Annotated in this window: 17 protein-coding genes and 1 other RNA gene; 9 read left to right on the top strand and 9 right to left on the bottom strand. The window is 54.7% G+C overall.

Going from position 1 to position 16,222, the window contains the following annotated elements; translation table 11 throughout:
- Positions 1–14 precede the first annotated feature (14 nt).
- From aroB to K0I63_RS01145, 3 genes are read left to right on the top strand one after another with little or no spacing between them, the layout of a single operon-like run.
- Entirely contained in the window at positions 15–1,091 is a 1,077-nt protein-coding gene (gene aroB / locus K0I63_RS01135; RefSeq protein ID WP_220082250.1) for a 3-dehydroquinate synthase, read from the top strand.
- Positions 1,092–1,107: 16 nt separating this feature from the next.
- Positions 1,108–2,619, top strand: a complete 1,512-nt coding sequence (locus K0I63_RS01140; protein ID WP_220082251.1) for an AAA family ATPase — start codon at positions 1,108–1,110, stop codon at positions 2,617–2,619.
- Between the two features lie 52 nt (positions 2,620–2,671).
- Positions 2,672–3,511, top strand: a complete 840-nt coding sequence (locus tag K0I63_RS01145; protein WP_220043909.1) for a Dam family site-specific DNA-(adenine-N6)-methyltransferase — start codon at positions 2,672–2,674, stop codon at positions 3,509–3,511.
- 74 nt (positions 3,512–3,585) lie between these two features.
- Here the strand turns inward: K0I63_RS01145 and K0I63_RS01150 are convergent, their stop codons facing one another.
- Both K0I63_RS01150 and K0I63_RS01155 read right to left on the bottom strand, forming a co-directional pair.
- Positions 3,586–3,759, bottom strand: a complete 174-nt coding sequence (locus K0I63_RS01150) for a DUF2970 domain-containing protein (RefSeq protein WP_220082252.1) — start codon at positions 3,757–3,759, stop codon at positions 3,586–3,588.
- An 8-nt stretch (positions 3,760–3,767) separates the two neighbouring features.
- Positions 3,768–4,112, bottom strand: coding sequence for a hypothetical protein (locus K0I63_RS01155; RefSeq protein WP_220082253.1), 345 nt, complete (start codon positions 4,110–4,112; stop codon positions 3,768–3,770).
- A 211-nt stretch (positions 4,113–4,323) separates the two neighbouring features.
- Between K0I63_RS01155 and rpe the strand changes: the two genes are divergently transcribed.
- Genes rpe through trpS form a run of 3 tightly spaced genes read left to right on the top strand, consistent with a single transcriptional unit; the run spans position 4,324 to position 6,700 of the window.
- Positions 4,324–4,998 (top strand): ribulose-phosphate 3-epimerase, encoded by a 675-nt coding sequence (gene rpe / locus K0I63_RS01160; RefSeq protein WP_220043911.1) that lies wholly within the window; start codon positions 4,324–4,326, stop codon positions 4,996–4,998.
- Between the two features lie 2 nt (positions 4,999–5,000).
- The gene (locus K0I63_RS01165; protein ID WP_220082254.1) at positions 5,001–5,696 is read left to right on the top strand and encodes a phosphoglycolate phosphatase; all 696 of its coding nucleotides are present in this window, start codon (positions 5,001–5,003) and stop codon (positions 5,694–5,696) included.
- A 5-nt stretch (positions 5,697–5,701) separates the two neighbouring features.
- Positions 5,702–6,700 carry a tryptophan--tRNA ligase gene (trpS, locus tag K0I63_RS01170; protein WP_011864028.1) on the top strand — a complete coding sequence of 333 codons (999 nt, stop codon included), beginning with the start codon at positions 5,702–5,704 and terminating at the stop codon, positions 6,698–6,700.
- A gap of 64 nt (positions 6,701–6,764) precedes the next feature.
- On the opposite strand, the gene K0I63_RS01175 is transcribed toward trpS, so the two are convergent.
- Entirely contained in the window at positions 6,765–7,640 is an 876-nt protein-coding gene (locus tag K0I63_RS01175) for a LysR substrate-binding domain-containing protein (RefSeq protein ID WP_220082255.1), read from the bottom strand.
- Between the two features lie 125 nt (positions 7,641–7,765).
- Here K0I63_RS01175 and K0I63_RS01180 point away from each other — a divergent pair, with 125 nt between their 5' ends.
- On the top strand, positions 7,766–8,635 hold the full coding sequence (locus K0I63_RS01180) for a DMT family transporter (protein ID WP_220082256.1): 870 nt from the start codon (positions 7,766–7,768) through the stop codon (positions 8,633–8,635).
- Positions 8,636–8,656: 21 nt separating this feature from the next.
- Here K0I63_RS01180 and dolP read toward each other — a convergent pair whose 3' ends face one another.
- The 4 genes from dolP to K0I63_RS01200 all read right to left on the bottom strand — a co-directional run bounded on the left by dolP (position 8,657) and on the right by K0I63_RS01200 (position 12,118).
- Complete coding sequence (gene dolP, locus K0I63_RS01185; RefSeq protein ID WP_011864031.1) at positions 8,657–9,226, bottom strand: division/outer membrane stress-associated lipid-binding lipoprotein; 570 nt, start codon at positions 9,224–9,226, stop codon at positions 8,657–8,659.
- A complete protein-coding gene (locus K0I63_RS01190; protein ID WP_011864032.1) occupies positions 9,223–9,816 on the bottom strand; it encodes a phosphoheptose isomerase in 594 nt (197 codons plus the stop codon). The genes dolP and K0I63_RS01190 overlap by 4 nt, the downstream gene beginning before the upstream one ends.
- A gap of 68 nt (positions 9,817–9,884) precedes the next feature.
- Entirely contained in the window at positions 9,885–10,229 is a 345-nt protein-coding gene (locus K0I63_RS01195; protein WP_220082257.1) for a YraN family protein, read from the bottom strand.
- A complete protein-coding gene (locus K0I63_RS01200) occupies positions 10,226–12,118 on the bottom strand; it encodes a penicillin-binding protein activator (protein ID WP_220082258.1) in 1,893 nt (630 codons plus the stop codon). The genes K0I63_RS01195 and K0I63_RS01200 overlap by 4 nt, the downstream gene beginning before the upstream one ends.
- Before the next feature lie 88 nt (positions 12,119–12,206).
- Between K0I63_RS01200 and rsmI the strand changes: the two genes are divergently transcribed.
- Together rsmI and rnpB are read left to right on the top strand one after the other, a co-directional pair.
- Positions 12,207–13,049 (top strand): 16S rRNA (cytidine(1402)-2'-O)-methyltransferase, encoded by an 843-nt coding sequence (gene rsmI / locus K0I63_RS01205; protein ID WP_220083351.1) that lies wholly within the window; start codon positions 12,207–12,209, stop codon positions 13,047–13,049.
- 61 nt (positions 13,050–13,110) lie between these two features.
- Positions 13,111–13,470, top strand: an RNA gene (gene rnpB, locus K0I63_RS01210) — RNase P RNA component class A.
- Between the two features lie 80 nt (positions 13,471–13,550).
- On the opposite strand, the gene K0I63_RS01215 is transcribed toward rnpB, so the two are convergent.
- Entirely contained in the window at positions 13,551–14,360 is an 810-nt protein-coding gene (locus tag K0I63_RS01215; RefSeq protein WP_220082259.1) for a substrate-binding periplasmic protein, read from the bottom strand.
- A gap of 69 nt (positions 14,361–14,429) precedes the next feature.
- Positions 14,430–16,139 (bottom strand): ShlB/FhaC/HecB family hemolysin secretion/activation protein, encoded by a 1,710-nt coding sequence (locus K0I63_RS01220; protein ID WP_220082260.1) that lies wholly within the window; start codon positions 16,137–16,139, stop codon positions 14,430–14,432.
- Positions 16,140–16,222 lie beyond the last annotated feature (83 nt).

The raw sequence follows: 16,222 nt of genomic DNA on the forward strand, positions 1-16,222 counted from the left end.
CATTAGGCGGTAGAATGGAACAGATTCAGGTTGAACTTGGCGTACGCAGTTACCCTATCTTTATTGGCCAGAATCTCCTCGAAAATAGCGAACACTTCTCAAGCTATCTTCAAGGCAAAAAAATTCTTATCGTGACTAATGACACAATAGCGCCTCTGTATCTCGCCAAGGTACAGGCGCTATTGGCTTCCTACCAATGTGCCGATCCTGTCATCCTACCCGATGGCGAACAATACAAGACACTGTCGCAGATGGATGCGATTTTTACCTCACTGCTGGCGCAGAACATGGGGCGTGATTCCGTATTGATTGCTCTGGGTGGTGGTGTTATCGGCGACATGACAGGCTTTGCCGCCGCCTGTTATCAACGCGGCGTAGATTTCATTCAGATCCCAACGACCCTGTTATCACAGGTCGATTCCTCCGTGGGGGGCAAGACCGCCGTCAACCATCCCATGGGTAAAAACATGATAGGCGCCTTCTATCAGCCTAAGATGGTGGCGATAGACACAGCATGCCTACATACCTTACCGGCCCGAGAATTTGCCGCAGGCATGGCCGAGGTGATTAAGTATGGCATCATCTGGGATGACTCATTTTTCAGTTGGTTAGAGCAGAACGTCGAGGCGCTCAAGTCGCTGGACGAGACTGCACTTACCTATGCCATCGCCAAATGCTGTCAAATCAAGGCCGACGTCGTGGCGCAAGATGAAACGGAGCAAGGCGTACGCGCACTGTTGAATCTTGGGCATACCTTTGGTCATGCCATAGAGGCCGAGATGGGCTATGGTGTCTGGCTCCATGGCGAAGCCGTGGCGGCTGGCACAGTACTTGCTGCACAAACTGCATCTAAGATGGGGCTGGTCGATGAGTCAATTGTTTGTCGAATCGAAGCGATATTCGAGGCATTTGACCTACCAACGCAGGCTCCAGAGGCGATGAACTTCGAACAGTTCATCAAGCATATGCGGCGTGACAAGAAAGTGCTGAATGGAAAACTCAGACTGGTTCTGCCAAAGGCCATAGGTCAGGCAGAGGTGTATGGCGAGGTTTCCGAGTCCCTTCTGCAAGAGGTCATTAGCCGCGCCTAGTTTGTGTGGTGATTAAGTGACGTTTCAAACAGCTATTCTCTTACCCAGTCAGGAGTCTCTGCTACATAGGCTGCAGCACGTAGTGCTCTATGGCCAGCAGTTAACTGTGTTGACGGGAGATGCCGGTGCCGGCAAGACCACACTCACCACGGCGCTGGTGGACACCTTAGATGATGTCAGCTCGGCCTTGGTGGTGTGTCCTCAGCATGTCGATAGCGCCGAGATCCGCCGTAAGATATTGGTCCAGCTGTTGACCGAACCGGTTTTCGACGACGAAGTGCCCCTGCCAGAAACCCTGCTGCGCCTCTGTGATACTTTACCCTCACACAGTCATATCGTGCTCGATGATGTCCAATACCTGCCCCTAGAGCTGTGGGCGGAATGTATCGTACTCAGTCAATTGAGCTTGGCAGGCAGAAAGCTTTCGCTGACAATGACAGCCCCGGCAGACTACTTGAATCAGATCTTGGCCCAGCTGCCCGATACCCAGCGTCCGCTTTTATTGCCCGTTGCCATTTCGCCGTTAACCATGCCGGAACGTGAGGGGCTGTATTACACCCTATTGCATCGCAGCGAGGAGACTCCTTTCACGCCGCGGGAGATAGTCAAAGATCAACTTCAGCGTCAGCAAGGAACGCCGGCCGAAGTGGTGAATCTGCTCTATCTGGCATTGCATGGCGAGTCAACCACTCCTAAAAAAAGGCCTTGGCCTGTCTATTTGGCCATTGGAGCCTGCATGGCGTTTCTGCTCGCCAGTCTCTATTGGTTTTGGACAGAAGCAGAAGATGTGGTGGCCAAACCTAAGGTGCAGACGGTCGCGGCGGTGCGGGCGGATGCCTTTAATCAAGGCTATGGGCAGATTCTGCTGAGTGGCTATTTTGATGAACGTGGGCGCTTGAGTGAGAGAGTTCAAGAGTCTGCAGATGTCAGGGTCGAAGCCGCAGAAGTAGCTAGGCAGTCAAAGACTCAGCCAGAAGATGAGCTAGAAGATGAGCTAGAAAGTGAGATAGAAAGTGAGATAGAAGGAGCGTATTCTCAAGATGAGGCGCTAGCCCATCAGGATGAGCACCAAGCCGAACAAGCGCTTTTATCACAGCAAGATACTCCAGTACAAACGCAGCAGGCGCAATGGAGTCAGGCATCAGGCGATGCCAAGGCGGTTGATAAGCAAGTGGAAACTTTTGCCGTTGAGCCAGTGAGCGAGCCGAATGAATCTCGCAATCTGGGAGCATCGACTGCGTCAATGCTACATCCGACAGGCTATACGCTGCAGCTGGCGACGGTGAAACGTCTTGAGTCCCTCGATGCCACCATTGCCAAGTTGCCCGATGCTAATCAGGTGCAGATAGCTCGCTATAAAAGCTACTGGGTGCTCCTCTATGGCCAATACACAGACAGGCAGGCGGGTAAGCAGGCAGCGCTCGATTTAGCCCAGACGGCTCTGTTACCGTCACCATGGTTGAGGGCCTGGGTAGATTTATCCGGTTATGAGCTGCAACAAGGGTCTGTGAGCCGTGAAATTCATTAATAAACAGAGTACAATCGACAACTTGTTTTCATTGTGCACTCAATCGATTTAGATGATTAAAAAACAGAGAGCCTTCTTAAAATGGGCCGGCGGAAAATTTAAACTGGTTGATGCGCTCACCCAGCACCTCCCCGAAGGCGACAGATTGGTGGAGCCCTTTGTCGGTGCAGGCTCGGTATTTCTCAATACCCAATACAAGCGCTATCTCTTGTGCGACATCAATCAGGATCTGATCAATCTCTATCAGATAGTGCAATCCACGCCGGAAAAATATATCACCGAGGCCAAGGCGATGTTTGTTGAAGCCAAGAATGATAAAGAAGCCTATTATCAGGTGCGCAGTGAATTCAATCAGACTCAAGATCCCTTCCTGCGCTCTGTCTATTTTCTCTATATGAATCGCCATGGGTTTAATGGTCTGTGTCGTTACAACTCGAAGGGCGGCTTCAATGTGCCTTTCGGGTCATACAAGAAGCCCTATTTCCCCGAAGAGGAGATCAAGGCCTTTGCCGACAAGGCGCAGGTGGCTGAGTTTAAATGCATAGGTTACGAAGAGGCCTTCGATCTGACTCAGCCAGGTGATGTGGTCTATTGCGACCCACCTTACGCACCACTGTCAACCACGGCTAGCTTTACCACCTATGTGGGCTCGGGCTTTAGCCTGGACGACCAGGCGTTGCTGGCTCGCAAGTCGCGTCATACGGCGATCGACAGAGGGATCCCTGTGCTCATCAGTAACCATGATATTCCCCTGACGCGGGAGCTGTATCATGGCGCCAGATTCGACACCATTCAGGTGCAGCGCAATATCAGCCAAAACGGCAGTAGTCGTAAGAAGGTCGATGAGCTGATGGCACTGTATGATGACAGCTACCACAGCGAAAACGATTAAGCTGAGGCTAAGGCATTAGTTAAGGCATTAGCTAAGGTTCTAGTTAAGGCGGTTAACTAGGCGGTCAATCGAGGCTAGGCCAGCACAAGTTTCACGATAAAGATGAGTGAAACGACCAGGGCGATGGCCAATAGAATCCCCATCACAATAAAGGGCACCGGCGAGCGGGACTGAAAGTCGCGAACGCGGTTTTGCTCTGTCTGCACGCCAAAGAAGGCGGCCAGGGTGCTTAGAAAGAGTTGCAGCAAGAGAGAGCCTAGAGGCGCTGTTTGCTGGTGGGGGTCACATCATCCATGGGGCTGTCTTGATGACCATGGAGCAGTTCGAGCAGATCGACAAAGTGCAATTGATTAGAGCGGCTCCGACCCGTTAACCAATTACTCCAGCTGACATTATCTGCCTGCTGGGCACAGCGGTTATTTGGATGGCTGGCGGGGAGTGAGGAGTTGTAGCTGGCGTTGCTATCGCACACGCAGGCCAGATTGGCCTCATCTTCACTGAGACTCTGAACGCCAATGGCGGTAAAGCCAACAACAGCGGCGGTGACGGTAAATACCGTTGCCGATTTCATCTTGGCTGAAGCTTTGGCCTTATCTCTCATCTCTACATCCTGTGAACATGGAAACCCCTAATCAGAGCATTATAGCAAAGGCGTTTATATTTTGAACATAATTTTTCGGTGAGGCGATTTGCCGCCAGTGAAATTTACTCAATTCTGAACCAGAACACGTTTAATCCAGTATCGCCTATAGAGGCTAGGCTTGGCTATAAGGTAGAATAGCGTAATTCTTATTCAGATTAGTGAGTTTATCATGCGTCCATTTCTAATTGCTCCCTCTATCTTATCTGCCGACTTTGCCCGTCTCGGGGAAGATGTCGAGGCCGTGCTTAAGGCCGGTGCCGATGTGGTTCACTTCGATGTAATGGATAACCATTATGTGCCTAACCTGACCATAGGCCCTATGGTGTGTAAGGCGCTGCGTGATTATGGCGTGACCGCCGATATCGACGTTCACCTCATGGTGAAGCCTGTGGATCGCATCATTCCCGATTTCGTCGATGCCGGCGCCTCTATCATCACCTTCCACCCAGAGGCCTCTGAGCATATCGATCGCACCCTGCAGCTGATCAAGGAATCTGGCTGTAAGGCTGGCCTGGTCTTCAACCCAGCGACCTCGCTGCACTATCTGGATCATGTGATGGATAAGTTGGACGTGATTCTGCTGATGTCGGTAAACCCAGGTTTCGGTGGCCAGTCCTTTATCCCGTCGACACTGGATAAGCTGCGTCAGGTGCGTGAGCGTATCGATGCCAGCGGTTTCGATATTCGCTTAGAAGTCGACGGTGGCGTTAAGGTCGACAATATCGCCGAAATCGCGGCGGCGGGTGCCGACATGTTCGTGGCCGGTTCGGCGATTTTCAATAAGCCAGACTACAAGGCGGTGATCGACGAGATGCGCAGCGAGCTGGCTAAGGTCGATGCCTGAGTATGAAAGCCCAATCAATTAAGGCGATCGCCTTCGATCTCGACGGCACGCTTATCGACAGTGTGCCGGATCTGGCCGCCGCCACCCAAGGCATGCTCGCCGAGCTGGCCTTGCCCCTATGCGACGAGGATCAGGTGCGTAGTTGGGTCGGCAATGGCGCCGCCAAGCTGGTGGAGCGCGCCTTGACCTTCGCCCGAGGTGAGGCGGCAACACAGGACGAAATCGATGCCGCAATGCCGCTATTTAGTAAGCATTACGAGGAAAACCTGCAGCAGCATAGCCGCCTCTATGATGGTGTTAAGTCTGTACTCGAGCAGCTGGTGTCGCTGGGTTACCAACTGGCGATTGTCACCAATAAGCCCTATCGCTTCACCGTGCCTCTGCTGGAGGCCTTCGGCATAGCTCATCTGTTCAATCAGGTGCTGGGTGGTGATTCGCTGGAGAAGATGAAGCCGGATCCCCTGCCGCTGACTCATCTCAAACAGGCATGGCAGCTCGAAGATGAGCAGCTTTTGATGGTGGGCGACTCCCGAAACGATATTTTAGCGGCGAAAGCGGCGGGTATTTCCTCGATCGGCTTGACCTACGGGTACAACTACGGTGAAGATATTGGGCTCAGCGGCCCGACGGCCGTTTGTAACACATTTAGCGAAGTATTGGCGCAGATAACAGACAGCCAAATAGTATTGGAGCAATAAATTTTATGACTAAACCTATTGTGCTTAGCGGTGCCCAACCGTCAGGTGAATTGACCATTGGTAACTACATGGGTGCACTACGTCAGTGGGTTGCGATGCAAGATAGTCATGATTGCCTATATTGTGTGGTCGATCTGCATGCCATTACCGTACGTCAAGATCCGCAGAAGCTGCGTGACGCCTGTTTAGATACCTTGGCCCTATACCTAGCCTGTGGTGTCGATCCTAAGAAGAGTACCGTCTTCATTCAGTCGCAGGTACCGCAGCACACTCAGCTGGGTTGGGCGCTGAACTGCTACACCCAGATGGGTGAGCTGAGCCGCATGACACAGTTTAAGGACAAGTCGCAGAAACATGCCAACAATATCAACGTTGGCCTGTTCGGCTATCCGGTATTGATGGCGGCTGATATCCTGTTGTACCAGGCAAACGAGATCCCTGTGGGTCAAGATCAGAAGCAACATCTTGAGCTCACTCGTGATATCGCGACACGTTTCAACAATGCCTATGGCGAGACCTTCACCATTCCCGAGCCTTTTATTCCTGAGCTGGGTGCCAAGGTGATGTCGCTGCAGGATCCATTGAAGAAGATGTCTAAGTCTGACGACAACCGCAACAATGTGATCGGCCTGTTGGAAGATCCTAAGGCGGTCATGAAGAAGCTGAAGAAGGCGATGACTGACAGCGACGAGCCGCCAGTAGTGCGTTTCGATGTCGAGAACAAGCCAGGCGTCTCTAACCTGCTGAGCCTGATGTCAGGCGTGACCGGTCAGAGCATTGCGAGTTTGGAAGCTGAGTTCGAAGGTAAGATGTACGGTCATCTTAAAGTGGCTGCCGGTGAAGCGGTTGTCGGCATGCTTGAGCCGCTGCAGGAGCGCTTCAAGGAGTATAGAGCCGATCAGAGCTTCCTCAATCAGGTGATGCACGAAGGTGCCGAGAAGGCTCAGGCCCGCGCCGAGGTGACCCTGAAGAAGGTCTACGAAAAGATAGGTCTACTGCTCTAATCGAGCAAATAAAACAGCCGGCATCAGCCGGCTTTTTTTATGGATAAATATTAAGGAGGACTCGCTAGTGCTGCTGCGTCAACCAGTGGACGAAGGCGGCGATGGCGGGTTCCTGCAGGCGGCGCTGCTTGCAGAGGAAGTTAAACTCGAAGCCGGTGTCTATGCCGGCAAAGGGCAGGGCCACCAGGCGCTGCTTGGCGATATCATCCAGCACCATGAAGTCTGAGGCCAAGGCCACCCCCTGACCGGCAATCGCTGCCTCGATCGCCATCAACACATGACTGAAGAGCTGTTGCTGATGCTCCTTGGGGTCTGGTAGCTGGTTATGTTGACACCATCGCTGCCAGTCCAGCCCCAGGGGGCCCTCGTCGACGGTGAGCAGCTGCTGGGTGCTGAGCCAGTCGAGATCCAGCTTGTCGCCGCTGCTGATAAGCTCCGGGCTGCAGACGGGGATCAAGCGCTCGGCGTGCAGTAGCTGTTGCCAGTAGCCCTTCTGATCTTGCTGGCCCGTGATAAACATGTCGGCGCTGCTATGGGACAACACAGGGTCTTCGGTGATCATATCCAGGCGTACCTGAATCCCGGGATGTAGGCGGCGAAAGCCGCTGAGCCTGGGGATCAGCCATTTTACCGCGAAGGAGCTGTAGACCGCCAGGCGCAGGGCCTCTGGCTTCTCGCCCAGTAACCTGAGGTTTAGCTCTCCCAACTCATTGAAGATCCTGGCCGTCTCCTGAAACAGCTGCTCGCCCTTGTCGGTTAGTCTCAGGCTACGGCCCTCGCGCCTGAACAGGGGCAGGGCGAAGTGTTCCTCCAGCAGACGAACCTGATGAGACACCGCACTCTGGGTAATGCACAGCTCCTGCGCGGCCCGGGAGAAGTGCTGCAAACGGGCGGCGGCCTCGAATACCTGCAGCGCCCTGAGTGGGGGGATCTTTCTCATCAAGTGTCTCCTATACCTGTTTCAATAGATGAATTTAATTCATATATGATAAGAAATCATCATTTTAGCTACAGTATCTTGCTCGCTATCATGCAGCCAGATGAATCTTGATAATGGAGGCTGTGATGCAGCGCAATCTGATGTTAGGTCTCGGCCTCTTGCTGCTGGGGAATGTGTTTAGCGCCCTCTATGATGTGTCGATCAAGTGGCTGCCAGCGCAGAGCGATGCCACCATGTTTCTGCTGCTGCGTCAGGTGACGGCGATCGTGATGATGTTGCCGCTCTGGTTGTATGCCGATCGGCCGAGAACTGGCTTCTTGAAGCTACACATGATTCGGGCCAATAGCGGCGCGGTCGGTGGACTCTTGCTGATCCTCGGCTTGCTCTCCTTGCCCCTGGCGACGGTCAGCTCGCTGTTCTATTCAGCGCCCTTGATGATCATCGTCATGGGCATGCTGTTCCTCAAGGAGCGACTCAGTGGTCAGCAGATCCTGGCGACTGTGCTCGGTTTCATCGGTATTCTCATCATACTCAGGCCGAGCGAGATGAACCTGGCGGCGCTGGCGGTATTGGTGTCGGCCATCGTCTTTGCGGCTAATCAGCTGATGCTGAGATGGCTGCCCAGCAGTGAGGCGGCGAGCGTCACGGTGATCTGCTACAACCTCTTGAGCCTGCCTTTAGTGATAGGATTCGCCGCCTGGCAGGGATTCGCGGGCTTTAGTTGGCCGGTATTGGGTATTGCTGTGCTGAGCAACATTTTCCTGCTCGCCTACCAGCTCTTTAGCGTGCTGGCCTATCGTAAGGCCCAGGCGGGCGAGATCGCCGTAGCCGAATACAGCGGCTTGCTGTTCTGTGTGCTGTTTGGCTGGCTCTGGTTCGACGAGTGGCTGGATCCTTTAGGCTGGCTGGGCGCCGCCCTGATCGTGTTGCCGACCATACTATTGCCTGTGCTGACGCGAAGATGGCGTAAGGTGAGGAAAGCCAGGCTCGCCTAGGCGCAGCAAGCGCCCGGCGTGCTAGCTGTTTGGCGTATCGAAGACCTTGATGACCTTGCGTACACCGGCCGTGTTACGGGCGATATCCACCGCCAGATCGGCCTGATCGCGACTCACGACACCGAGAAGGAAGACCTCGCCATTTTCGGTGATCACCTTGATGCGGGTGACATCCAGATCTTTGTCGTTGAGCATGCGTGTCTTCACCTTGGTGGTGATCCAGGTGTCGTTGCTGCGGGTGGTGAAGGAGGTCGGGTTACCTATGCGGATCTGATTGTGGATCTTGCCGCCCAGGTTAAGTTTTTGCACTGTGTTGATCGCCTTGTCACGCAGCATTGAGCTTGGCGCCTGGCCTATCATGAGCACGTTGCCGTTCATCGCCACACCAGTGATATTGGTTTGGTTCTTAATATCTTCGTGTGCCGCCAGGGCACTGGCGATCTGAAAGTCAGCGTTGGTGTCGTCCAGTTGGGTCGAGAAGCTGCGTTCATCGTTGGCCATCATGGCCCCACCCACTGCGCCGACCATAACGGCCCCGGCGCAGCCTTGTAACAGCAAGAGTACGGCTAGGATTGGGAGCAGAGCTCTCATGCCTGGTCATCCTGGGGGAAGAGGGTGCGGTCGATGTTGTCGCACAGGCAGTGGATCACTAACAGATGTACTTCTTGAATACGCGCGGTGACGTTTGAAGGTACGCGTACTTCTACGTCGTTTGTGCCCATCAGGCCGGCCATGGCGCCGCCATCCTTACCCGTGAGGGCCACGATTGTCATGTCACGGCTCAGTGCCGCCTCCATCGCCTTGATCACGTTACCCGAGTTACCACTTGTCGAGATGGCCAGCAAGATGTCGCCAGGTTGACCCAGTGCCAGGATCTGCTTAGAGAAGATCTCGTCATAGCTGTAGTCGTTACCAATCGCGGTGATGGTCGAGGTGTCGGTTGTCAGTGCGATGGCCGGTAGTGGTGGACGCTCGATCTCGTAGCGGTTTAGCAGCTCCGCAGAGAAATGCTGGGCATCGCCGGCGCTGCCACCGTTACCACAGGCTAAGATCTTGTTGCCGCCAAGCAGGCACTGCACCATCATCTCGGCCGCTTTCTCAATAGACTCAGGTAGTGCCTCAGCCGCATCGATCTTGGTCTGGATTGAGTGGGTAAAACTGTCTTTAATACGTTCTAACATGGAATTATCCTTCAAAAATAAAACTGTTTAACAAGCCTTCACTTGCATAGTGGTGGCTGAGTGGAGCACTAAAAGGCGTTGGTGATCCACTGAATGTCTTCGCCATCTATGGCCAGGAGATCGAAGCGACACTGCGCATCTATCTGATTGCGCTGCATATAATGGCTTGCCGCCCGATTAAGCCTTGCTATCTTGCCTCGGCTAACTGCCTGTATCGCACCGCCAAACTGTTTCGATTGGCGGTATTTTACCTCAATAAAAATCCATTTGTGACCTTGGCGCATTATGAGGTCAATTTCGCCAAATGGGTAGCGTACGTTTCGTTCGACCAGTTTGAGCCCCTGTTGTTCCAGATAGGCCAGCGCGCGATCTTCCGCCTGCTGACCCTTGGTGAGGTGCTCGGCACTCGTCATAGGGGTCTCAAATTGCCTCGCTGGTAACGTCCCCAGCTGAGCTGACGGTTAATCGTACCATCGGGCGACACAGAAAGCAGGCCGCTGCGACCCGAGTACTGGTAGCCGGGCAGGGCACGCATCTGTGCCAGCTTGCTCACCAGTTGCAGGGCATCAAACCCCATCACATACAGGCGCTTCTGGCTATTACCCCAAGTCGGCCAGAGACGGGCGACCTCGGCGGTTTCGGCGTTAGTCTCGATCAACCAGGGAATATCGCTGATGGTCAGGTTATTCAGCTCCTGGGCGGCGGTGCGTGATTGGCTCTCGATACGGCTGCGGCTGGTGGTGTATAGGGGCACCGGCTCGGCAAACACGCTGAAATTCACGTCGATAAAGGGTTTGAGCAGCGGCAGATCTTGGCTGCTGGCGATCATATAGATGGCGTCGATATCGCGGCGGGATCTAAAGTCGGCCTCGATCTTATTGCCCAGCAGCGCCTTGATACGGGCGATACGCTCCTTACTGTCGATCACCCCTAGAGACTTCTGCACAGTCACTTTCATCTCGTCGCCGCGCTTGTAGTAGTGGATCTCGGCCTCTTCATGGGTGAGCTCCTGCCACTTACCGTTAAAGGCCTCGGCCATGCGGCGACCCACGGCGTCGTCGCTGGCGAGCAGCAGCGGCTTCTCTATGCCGTCGTTATAGAGCTTCTGCGCGGCATCTACCGCCTCGTCGGTGGGTGAGAGGGCGAAGAAGAACTGGTCGTTCGATGGCGTGAAGCTGTCCACATGGTTGAGGAACAGCTGGGGCACCTTAGGCTGTACTTGAGCTTGAGCTTGAGCCTGTGCTTGAGCGCCAGGCTGCTGTTGACCATCGGCCTGCTGGCTGGCTTTCGCCTCCGCCTGCATCAGGCTCTCCACCTCAGACTGTAGCAGTGGGCCTATGATGAAATCGGCATCGGCGGCAATCGCCTGCTGCTGCGCAAGCTCGGCGCCTTGGGCCGTGTCGAAGAAGTTAACCGATACCGAGTCGTCCGGATTGGTCAGGTAGCTGGAGATGATCCCCTGCTTGACCGTGTCGGCGATGGCGGCTCTCGGGCCGGTGAGCGGCAGCAAGACGGCAATTCTCTTTGGCTTGTAGGGCTTGGTATTCAGCGCGCGCTCCAGATCCGTCGGCAGCTTCTTGGCGCCCGGATGGCCCGGATTATCTTGCTGCCAGTTACCCAGTTGCTGCACTAATTGCTGAGGGTCTATGGCATAATGCTTGGCGATATAGGCCAGCTGCAGCCAGCCGGCAAAGATGGGGTTGCTGCTATCCTGACTAAAGGCCAGCAGTGTCTGCTCGTGCAGGGGCTGCAATATGCCCCAGATCTCGTCGTTGACTTCACTCGCCTCGGTGCTCGGCAGATAAGTCGCCAGCAGAGTGAGTTCTTTTGCTTGCTCGATTGGCGATTTGCTCAGCTGAAACAGACGCGCCTTGAGTTGATGGTAGGAGACCATCTGCCAGTTGGCGAGTCGCCACTGGCTGGGGTAATTGAGTTGAGCTAGTGCCTGATCATAGTTGGCCGTTTGCTCCAGCACTCTGGCGCTCAGGTATCTGTGCTCGGCCAGGATCTCGGGTTTGTTGACCAGGCTAGGTTTTACGGCCGCTAGCGTCTTGCTGGCATTGCCTGTGTCGCCTTGATTGATAAAGGCATGAGCGGCGAGCAGCATCAGACGGTTCTTCTGCTCGGCATCGGTAGCCTGCTTGGCATCCGCCAGATACTCTGCAGGGCTTTGGGTGGCATTCACCAAAGAAACTTGGGTGCTGGTTTCTTTCACTGGGGTTGGCGCCGTGGCACAACCGAATAATACTGTGGCCAACACAGCGGCGGAGATTAATTTAGTTGTATTCAGTCTTTTTAACACAGGACTTCACTCTGGTAAGATGCTGGCTGTAGTTTAACCTTCTCTTACGCCTGACGAAAGTCTTGTGACAATCATTACAGAGGTAGATATGGACCTGTCGGTCGCACTTTACATAGTTCCTACTCCAATCGGTAACCTTGGAGACATCAGCAGCCGCGCCCTGGAGGTATTGAATCAGGTCTCCCTTATCGCCTGTGAGGACACCCGCCATAGCGGTAAATTGCTGAGCCATTTCGGCATAGAGACCCGCAAGACGGCGCTGCATGATCACAACGAGCGCGACCGGGCCCTGGGGATCATCCAGAAGCTGGCCAATGGTGAGTCTGTGGCGCTGATCTCCGATGCGGGAACGCCGCTGATCTCCGACCCTGGCTATCATCTGGTGTCACAGGTGCGTGAAGCCGGTTTCAAGGTGGTGCCGCTGCCGGGCCCCTGTGCGGCCATCACGGCGCTGAGCGCCTCTGGGCTGCCGTCGGATCGCTTCTCGTTCGAGGGTTTTCTGCCCGCCAAGGAGAAGGGACGTCTCGATAAGCTGACCGAACTGAAAGAAGATCCCCGTACCCTGATCTTCTACGAGTCGCCACATCGCATCGTTCACAGCCTAACCTCTATCGTGGCGGCGCTTGGGGGCGATCGTCAGGTGGTGATGGCCCGTGAAGTCACCAAGACCTTCGAGACCTTTCTCTCTGGCCCCGCCGCTGAGGTGTTGGCGACAGTGAGTGAGGATCCCAACCAGCAGAAGGGCGAAATCGTGCTCATGTGCCACGGTCATCGCACAGATGAAGATGCCAGCGTGCCCGCCCAGGCGCTGGAGACGCTAAAGCTACTGAGTCAGGAGCTGCCGCTGAAGAAGGCATCGGCGCTGGCGGCGCAGATCCATGGGCTGAAGAAGAACGCCCTCTATAAGCTAGGCCTCGAGCTGGATCTCTAGTCGAAAGGCACTACGCCAATATATGGTGGTGCGCCGCGTCGCATTAGGCTATAATCCGCGCCGAGTTGGCCAGACAGTTGCCGCGCTCAATAGAGCGGGGAGGAAAGTCCGGGCTTCATAGAGCAGGGTACCAGGTAACGCCTGGGCGGTGTGAACCGACGACAAGTGCAGCAGAGAGAAGACCGCCAATCTTCGGATTGGTAAGGGTGAAAGGGTGCGGTAAGAGCGCACCGTGCGGCTGGTAACAGTCCGTAGCAAGGTAAACTCTACCCGAAGCAAGACCAAATAGGGTTCCACTATTCTTAGGAATTAATGCGTGGCTCGCGTTGGAACCGGGTAGGTCGCTTGAGCCTGTGAGCGATTGCAGGCCTAGATGAATAACTGTCCACGACAGGACCCGGCTTATCGGCCAACTCAACACATTAGTAAGGCCCGTTTGTTTTTGACAGACGGGCCTTTTCTTTTTTACAGCCGATCTCTCGCTGCTAATATCTCGAAATCCTAGTAAGGCATGCTCTTGGGAGTAAAATCTGTTTGTGGCAAGCGGATCGGCTGCATCTGATATTTCTGGTAGATCTTATCCAGGCGACCTTCCTGTAACAGCCTGAGAAACAGGTGGTTAAACTGGCGCACCGTCTCGCTGTCGGTGAAAGCCTTGTTGAAGGCGACACAGTACAGAATTGCCCTTTCGGCGCTGAGATAATGCAGCTGGCTCAAGCCAACCTGTCCGGCGTAGAAACGGCCCACATCCTTGTTGACATAGTAGGCGTCGAACCTGCGTTTCTGCAGCATGCGAACCGGTAAGGCATCGCCCTGGGGATAGATGTCGGTGAGCAGGGGCGGCAGCGACATGCGTTTAAGTTTCTCTTGTTGGCGCATGAGCGAGGTGTAGGTGTTGGAGGGGCCATAGACGCCAATCACCTTACCCGCCAGCTGACTCAGGTCGGTGATCGGAAAGTCATTTAAGGTGTAGAAGCCGTATTCCGTCTGCACCAGCGGCAGGGAGAACCACATGGACTCGGCCCGCTCCCGGTTCCAGCCGAGAAAGATCCCCTTAGCCTCGCCGCTGGAAAACATGTGCATCGCCCTGCGATAGGGACGAATCGAGATGTCGCAACGTCCCGGCCATTGCAGGCAGACCGCCTGGGTCAGTTCCACCAATATCCCCTGGGCCCGACCTCGACTGTCCTTATAGCTAAAGGGAGCGAAGTCGTGATAGACGATATTGAGATCGCTTGCCTCGGCCCATGAGGAAAGCGGCAGCTGCAAAAGCATGATCAATAACAATATTCTGAGTTTTGGCGAGATCATGATGCGCGTTCTACCTTTATGGCCACGACACCTATCAGTTTAGTCGCTGGGCAGGGATCTGCGCTGGGGCTAAAAATGGGTCTTTACCTGGAAGCGCCATTCCCAGCTGTTCACCTCGGCGCCGCTGGTAAAGGGGAGGGTGAGATCTATGTGGGCCACGTTGCCATAGCTGGAGCGGGAGGAGTAGATGCGGGCACCTATGCCGACGCTGCCGATAGGGCCTGAGGTTTCATTGTCTTGATCCGGGCCGCCGCTGGCCTGGCCGACATCGGTAAAGACCGCCCAGCCGAGTTCGGCCAGTTGATATAGGTTGATGTTGGGATAGTTTCTAATCTCGGCGCTGAATAACCATTGATTATCGCCATGCTGGTAGTCGTTGGGGTAGCCGCGCACGCCAGTATTGTCTCCCATGGCGAAGGGTGCGTCCAAGTAGTTGTTTTGCGAGGTGCTTAGGCGCACCTTTGAGTAGGCGGTCCACTTGGGATTGATCTGGTAGAAGTACTCGGCGGTGGCGTTGACCTTAAAGTAGTCGGGCTGGCTAGTGGCGAATACCCCTTCGCCATCCATTCTGAGCAAGATCAGCTGATCGTCGCCCTTATAACCGCGGGAGGAGTACCAGTTGACATGGTAGCCCAGGGGGTTGCTGCCGGCCGTGTCCTGGGTCTCCAGGCCGAGTTTGACATAGTGTTGCCAACCCAGGTTGAAGTCTTCGTTGTAGTTGATCAGATAGACGTTGTTGAGCACCTTGTAGTCGTCTTCGATAAACTGATAGGCGACCCAGGGGTAGAGGAAGTCCCTGTCCTGGGGTAGCTCGCTGGTGGGGAACTGTGGGATATTGGCGAAGCTATGTTTGTCCTGGGTTACCCCGACTATGATGCGCGAGCGCCAGTCGTCCACCTTGTTCAGACGCCAGCCATATTGGGCGTTGGCGTACTCTACCTTATGTTCAAACTCGTTCACGTCGAAGCCGTTCTGCCTGATGGTGTCGGTGCGCAGATCATCGATAAAGTGGCCCGAATACATGTCTTTGGTATCCAGACGATAGAAGGGCTTAGTGAAGTCTAAGATGGTCGCCTGGCCGTCGCTGTTGTCGTAAAAGTTGGCGGTGAGGGTCGAGTGCTTCACCAGCCAGTCGGTGGGCACGCGAAAGGCCAGCTGATAGCCGGTGCGATCGGCGGTCGACTTATATTTCAGGCGGGTACGTACCCCTAGCCCCAGCAGGTTATCCTCTTTGATGCCGACGGAAAACTTGCTCTCGCCACCGCTGTGACCGGCGCTGAAGGTGGGCAGTAGCGACCAGTTGTCCCAGGTTTCCACCAGTATGGTCTCGCCTTCGCCAGTCTCCTCTGCACCGGCATCTGGATCGCGCTGGGCAAAGTTGATCCTGGCATCGCGAATGTAGGGCTCATAACGCAGGATGCGCTGGGCCTCGTCGAGATCTTTCTGCGACACCTTGTCCTTGTCGTTGAAGCTGAGTTTGTTGAGTATGGTCGACTCCCGCGTGTTGATATGCAGGTAGTTGGCCCAGCGATGGATAAAGAAGGCGTCGGGATCCGACTCGTCGAAGATGGCGTTGCTGACCACCACGATCTTGTTGATCGGTTTCTTCTGATTGAGCTGTGCCTCGTCGGCGGGGCTGCCGTTCGAGTTGTGCTGCTGAGTCGATGCATCTGCGTCTACCGCTTTATCTGATGCGCTTACTTGCTGTGGCTCGGCCGCGTACAGGCCGCTCGCCAATAGGCAGCCAAACAGCAGAGAGTAGCGCGCACCAGTCAGCATAGCGATCATCCTTATCTTTGCTTTTATCGTTAAGGAGAACTCAGGGGGTTATAAGTTAGACACAATTTAATAACACACCCGCA

This window comes from Shewanella rhizosphaerae (assembly GCF_019457655.1).
Taxonomy (GTDB): Bacteria; Pseudomonadota; Gammaproteobacteria; order Enterobacterales; family Shewanellaceae; genus Shewanella; species Shewanella loihica.